Genomic DNA, 4,848 nt, shown 5'->3' on the forward strand with positions numbered 1-4,848 from the left:
CTGGTGAAGAAGGGCAGACCAGTTAGGCTCTCGTAGTGCAGCTCAAAGACGCTGCGAGTGGATCTGGCAAGTTGCTCGATAGTCATTCGTGGCTCCAGGTCGGGAGCCAATAAGATACTACTCCAGAGAGACCCTGAGAACCCTGGGTCTCCCACCTTTCCTTCTCCGACGAGGCACCTCCATCTTGCCCACGCTACGGGAACGTTCAAACATCGTAGCCAGTAACCTCTCATCCATTTTCAACAAATAGTTCAGAGCATTATCTAATAGCCTTCCTCGCTTGCTCATATCATCCCAATGCACCTCTCCAATACCGCACGCACCCCATTCATCGTATTTACGCTTATCAGCATTGCAATTGTGATAACTACCAGCCTTCCAAGCTCTTCCTAATAAACGGCCTATCCGGATATCGTTCTGCACAATATTGCCATTGAAGAAGAATGCAATGTGATAATGATATTCTCGGTGCTTGCCGCATTCTAATTTCCACACATAACCGACCAGTGATTTGTACTCTCGCTTAACCGAGCGTAAATACCACTCTCGCTCCTCTTGAGCTTCTTCGATGGTCACTGAGTCTCTAAAGTGAAAATCTACTCGTACAACCAGTAGTTTTGCATACTGGGCAAATAGATCATCTACATACGATTTTATACTTGCCCTATTACGCTTCTCAGAACGTCTCAGATTGCGCAGCCGCTTCTGATGATGCGGTGACATCAGTTCACTCATGAAATCCTCTAGAACGTATTCTAGCTCAGTCAAAAGTTCACTGCGTGCTTCAGCAGACAAACATTCGTCAAATACATTCAGGTCTCGGTATTGATAGAAGGATTGCAGAAATAGCTCAACTGAGGGTTGAGCTGATTTAGCCTCTTGGTATTGATAGTAGTGTTTAGTTACTGCATCCATTGCTTTTTGGAAAGCATGGATGCTGAATGATGGATAGTCAGATTCGAAGTCTTTAATGAAGTCCAGTATGTCTGTAGACACGAGTAGTTCCTCAATGAAGAGTGGTAATAGGATTGGTGGATGCCAATCCTATTGGTATAGTTAACGTTGATTTAATTGAATGACCGATGGTGGGTTAGGTTAATTGAATGATGTTGATTGAAATGAATGTAAATGGATAATTGAATATGAATGATGATAATTGGATGTTGAATAACATAAGCCCCTTAAATAGCATTCAGCTTGAATTATCGAATGCTCGATAATTATTGGTAGTGGCATATATAGAAGAGAAAGCATTTTTACATGGATAACCACAAGGCTACGCCGATTAACTTATGGAGCGTTCTAGGCTTGAATTAAGCATCTCTCATCGATGCCTTTGCATATAACCAAGCGTCAATTTCATGCTCAAGCCAGCCGACAGCTGCCAAGCCTAACTTAAATTGCTTAGGGAAAGACGAATCATAGCGAGGGGATTTCTTGCTGATGCGGTCATAGATAGTCGAACGAGCGAGGCCGGTCTTTTGGGCAACATCATCGATACGAAGTACTTTGATCGGGGGGGTCATGGTGAGCTCCTGGTAGTTGGGGTTTCGTTCACCAGAAGGAAAGCGAGGTTGAAAAAAACTGGCCTTAAGGGGGGGAGGCTGCGACAGCAAGTTAAGGATGGCCTGTTATAACAGGCCGTCAGATTGGCGGATGGTGATGCAGAGGGGGTGTCTTTGAGGGGGAACTCATGCGATAGTCAGTATGACTGACATTGCTTTTGGGTAGGAAGTCTATGAGGTGATTCGGCTGTGGAGGCCACGTATAAACAGCTATATGTCACCTAGGTGATATGATAACGCCTGGTCTTGAAATTATATTAAGGAGGGGGGATTGAATATCGATCGCAGAGTTATTGGTTTTATCTATTATTGTTTTTCTTTTCCATCCAGCATCAAGGTTGGGGGCTCGATGAAATATAAGTGTGACAGTGCATATAAACGTGTAATGTCATCCGTCATGGGGCGAGAAGAAAGTGCAGTATACGACCTTATCTACCGATATCTGATTTATAAAAGGGGGAGCCTGATATCCTCGGCTTCTCAATTTCAGAAAAATATTAATTTTGAGGATGTGTGCCACTATCGTTTTGTTGGGAGGAACATGCTCTGGCAGCTTGTTCCGATAAATAAAAGAAATGACGCATTTAGACTTGAAAGCGCCAGCGTTGACCTGGAGCGTTTTGACTTTTTTGTTCAGGAGTGGCTACCTCACTCAGTTGGCGAGATGGCCTACGCAACAAATATATATAGTCGGACTCTCTCGCAAGAGGACGTTGACAGGTATATACAAACAGTCCTGTCATACTTTGCCGAAGTGTTAGAAAAGGAAAGTTACCCTATTGAAGGCGCTTTTGAGAGAATGCCTTCGATGGACACATTGTCAGTAGTCTTCATTAATTTCATGAAAATTTCTGATAGTGATAAAAGCAAGATGGCGTTACGAAGCAATTGCATTGCTGACATCTTTTTTTCGTTGCATGGTGAGAGGCTGTTGTTGGTTAAAAACAATCATCTTGTAGGCGGAGTGCTACAGGTGTTCATTGACTCAACTATTATGTCAGCACTCACAGATGAGGTAGCAAGACTCACACGTAAAAAGGCCATCGCTGCAATAATATTTGGAGCTGAACAGTTATCGTTAACTGCTATTGATGAGCGGTTGTCAGGCAAGCTAGAAAGTTTGGTTTACTCAGATGACCATACCGTCGAGCGTTTGTCGAAAACGGTGTTTTCATCCATCAAGTCATGTTGGTGGTTTTCTGAACTGCTCGCATCCGCAAAAGACAAGAAAGAGAAGGTTGTTTATTTAATCGCACTGCTCAATTCGTTTTCCATGACACACCATCAAATCGATGACCTTTTGAAAAGCATAAGGTCAGCTAACAGCACGAAAAGAAGTAAGGAGCAGCGGTCGGCCGAAGAGGTGATGCAACTGACCTTTGATGTTACGCCCGCAGTGAGGGCACAATTTGAACGATTATACAGCGAGAGACGTAAGCTTAAAGAGGAACTAACCAGGAGGCAGTTGATTACAGAGATTATCGAGGCAGAGTATAGAAAAGCTATCAATGTCTCCAAGCGAAAGAGGAATAGCTTTGGCATTGTATTTGATGAGGAGCGGGATATATATTATCCTGCTCCGGTAGTGAGCTCTGAGCAAACAACTAAAAAAAATACAAAAAAGTCAAAGTCAAAGTCAAAGTCAAAATTTGCAAGACAATATCTGAAGAAAAAAAGATGAATGCACATCTACATCTTATGGTTCACTTCTTGGTAATGAGGTTCTGATGAACGATTTTTTGAAAGTACTATTAAATGTACGTAGCTTGCGAGCTGCGCTGCGTGAGCTGTCTCTGGAACAAGTCAAAGAAGCTCACGAGAAGATTGAAGCGATTTATCTGGAGCGGTTGGAGGTGGCGGAGAAAGAGCAAGCGGCCAATGCTGAGCGTCAGCAAAAGCTGGCTGAGTTCCAAGCGATGTTGGCGCAGGCGGGGATTGACCCCACGGAGTTGGTAGGCTGTGCCCCAGCAGCAGCGACTGCGGCTAAAGCTAAACGAGCACCTCGTCCCCCGAAATACCGTTATGTTGAAAATGGCGTAGAGAAAACCTGGACTGGTCAGGGCCGTACACCCAAGTTCCTGGCTGAGCAACTCGAGCAAGGTCACCAGTTAGATGAATTTCTCATCTAACTAAATAGACAAGGCCATGCCCTCACGGTGTGGCCTTTCTGTTTACGTGCTTCGTGGCTAATTAGTGCCAGCTATCGTCGTTACGAACCAGGAATATTCGGTAATGATCTGTCGCATGACTGAGGTCAGCTCTAATGACATTATTCAAAACATCCTTTAGCATGCACATGATGCTGGCTTAGCTCAGTAGGTAGAGCAACTGACTTGTAATCAGTAGGTCACCAGTTCGATTCCGGTAGCCAGCACCACAATTATCACCGAATTCCTCATAGCCGAACCCGATGCCAGCCATAAAAGACTTAGACGCAGAACGTACCGATTTGGATGCGCGATTACGTGAAGCCATTGATAGCTGGGATCCACGTCGCCCCAGACGCTGGCTAGCGAAATATGGCGGTTGGCGAGTTGAAAAGCGCTCCTTCCTTACGCAGCGATATTGTGCGATACGCGACGAAGCCCAAGCCTTGCTAACAAGTAGTTAGTCTGGGTGTTTATTGCCATTCTCTGAACTAATCGTTCAATGGGTAGTCTAATGATGCCTACCCATCACCCAGCGTAATGACGGAATACATGTCTACCAATCCAAAGCCTCCTTTGCCGCGTTACTTGCAAGTAGCACATTGGCTACATGATCAACAGCGAGCGATCAGTGCCCGTGAAGCAGCAGACGTATTTGGTGTTTCGTCTTGGTCCATAGAACGCGATTTTGCCAGGGTTCGGGGATTGTCCGGGATCGTGGTGTTCGATGAGCAACGAATACCCAGCAAAGGTGGGCAGCAGTATTTACTACGGGTGCTGCAGATTTTCCCCTACTGGCTTGACGAACACCAGCAACCCCATCAGCAGCTCGCCAGTTCCTGGGACCTCAACGCCCCCCTCACGTGGCGAGACCTGCTCTGCCGCCCTTGGTGTCAATTAGTCGCCCGACATCAACGCAGTATCGACGATTGATCCTGCTTGTATCGTGCGCTTGTCTATCTAGAGGGCCAAGCTCTTGGGAAAGGCTGCAGGTGGCAATACGCAGTTCATCCTAGGCCTTATCAACAGCTGATGGGATAATGTGCTATCTGATTGATTATTGATAGTATTTAGTACATCTACTCGCTTTTAAGCCGAACGATTGACCATTACTCCGCTCTACTTCCTCAATACCA

The 4,848-nt window shown here is 45.4% G+C and carries 5 protein-coding genes and 1 tRNA gene; 4 read left to right on the forward strand and 2 right to left on the reverse strand.

From position 1 onward, the window contains the following. Window positions 1-117: 117 nt before the first annotated feature. Window positions 118-996 carry a YagK/YfjJ domain-containing protein gene (locus AACS18_RS08780; protein WP_108614141.1) on the reverse strand — a complete coding sequence of 293 codons (879 nt, stop codon included), beginning with the start codon at window positions 994-996 and terminating at the stop codon, window positions 118-120. A gap of 317 nt (window positions 997-1,313) precedes the next feature. Further along, window positions 1,314-1,526 carry an AlpA family phage regulatory protein gene (locus AACS18_RS08785; protein ID WP_108614142.1) on the reverse strand — a complete coding sequence of 71 codons (213 nt, stop codon included), beginning with the start codon at window positions 1,524-1,526 and terminating at the stop codon, window positions 1,314-1,316. A gap of 310 nt (window positions 1,527-1,836) precedes the next feature. Between AACS18_RS08785 and AACS18_RS08790 the strand changes: the two genes are divergently transcribed. The 4 genes from AACS18_RS08790 (at window position 1,837) to AACS18_RS08805 (ending at window position 4,645) form a co-directional block, all read left to right on the forward strand. Next, window positions 1,837-3,246: a hypothetical protein gene (locus AACS18_RS08790; protein ID WP_108614143.1), complete on the forward strand. Its 1,410-nt coding sequence runs from the start codon at window positions 1,837-1,839 to the stop codon at window positions 3,244-3,246. Between the two features lie 46 nt (window positions 3,247-3,292). Continuing rightward, on the forward strand, window positions 3,293-3,694 hold the full coding sequence (locus AACS18_RS08795; RefSeq protein ID WP_108614144.1) for an H-NS family histone-like protein: 402 nt from the start codon (window positions 3,293-3,295) through the stop codon (window positions 3,692-3,694). A 172-nt stretch (window positions 3,695-3,866) separates the two neighbouring features. After that, window positions 3,867-3,942, forward strand: a tRNA-Thr gene (locus tag AACS18_RS08800). Between the two features lie 322 nt (window positions 3,943-4,264). Then, window positions 4,265-4,645, forward strand: coding sequence for a hypothetical protein (locus AACS18_RS08805; protein ID WP_108614145.1), 381 nt, complete (start codon window positions 4,265-4,267; stop codon window positions 4,643-4,645). Window positions 4,646-4,848: the final 203 nt, after the last annotated feature.

The organism is Aeromonas sp. HMWF015 (assembly GCF_963878965.1).
Lineage (GTDB): Bacteria > Pseudomonadota > Gammaproteobacteria > Enterobacterales > Aeromonadaceae > Aeromonas > Aeromonas veronii.

Excerpts from the sequence above, each read along its gene's own strand:
- AACS18_RS08805 (WP_108614145.1), top strand. The coding sequence starts at position 4,265 with ATGTCTACCAATCCAAAGCCTCCTTTGCCGCGTTACTTGCAAGTAGCA.
- AACS18_RS08795 (WP_108614144.1), top strand. The coding sequence starts at position 3,293 with ATGAACGATTTTTTGAAAGTACTATTAAATGTACGTAGCTTGCGAGCT.
- AACS18_RS08785 (WP_108614142.1), bottom strand. The coding sequence starts at position 1,526 with ATGACCCCCCCGATCAAAGTACTTCGTATCGATGATGTTGCCCAAAAG.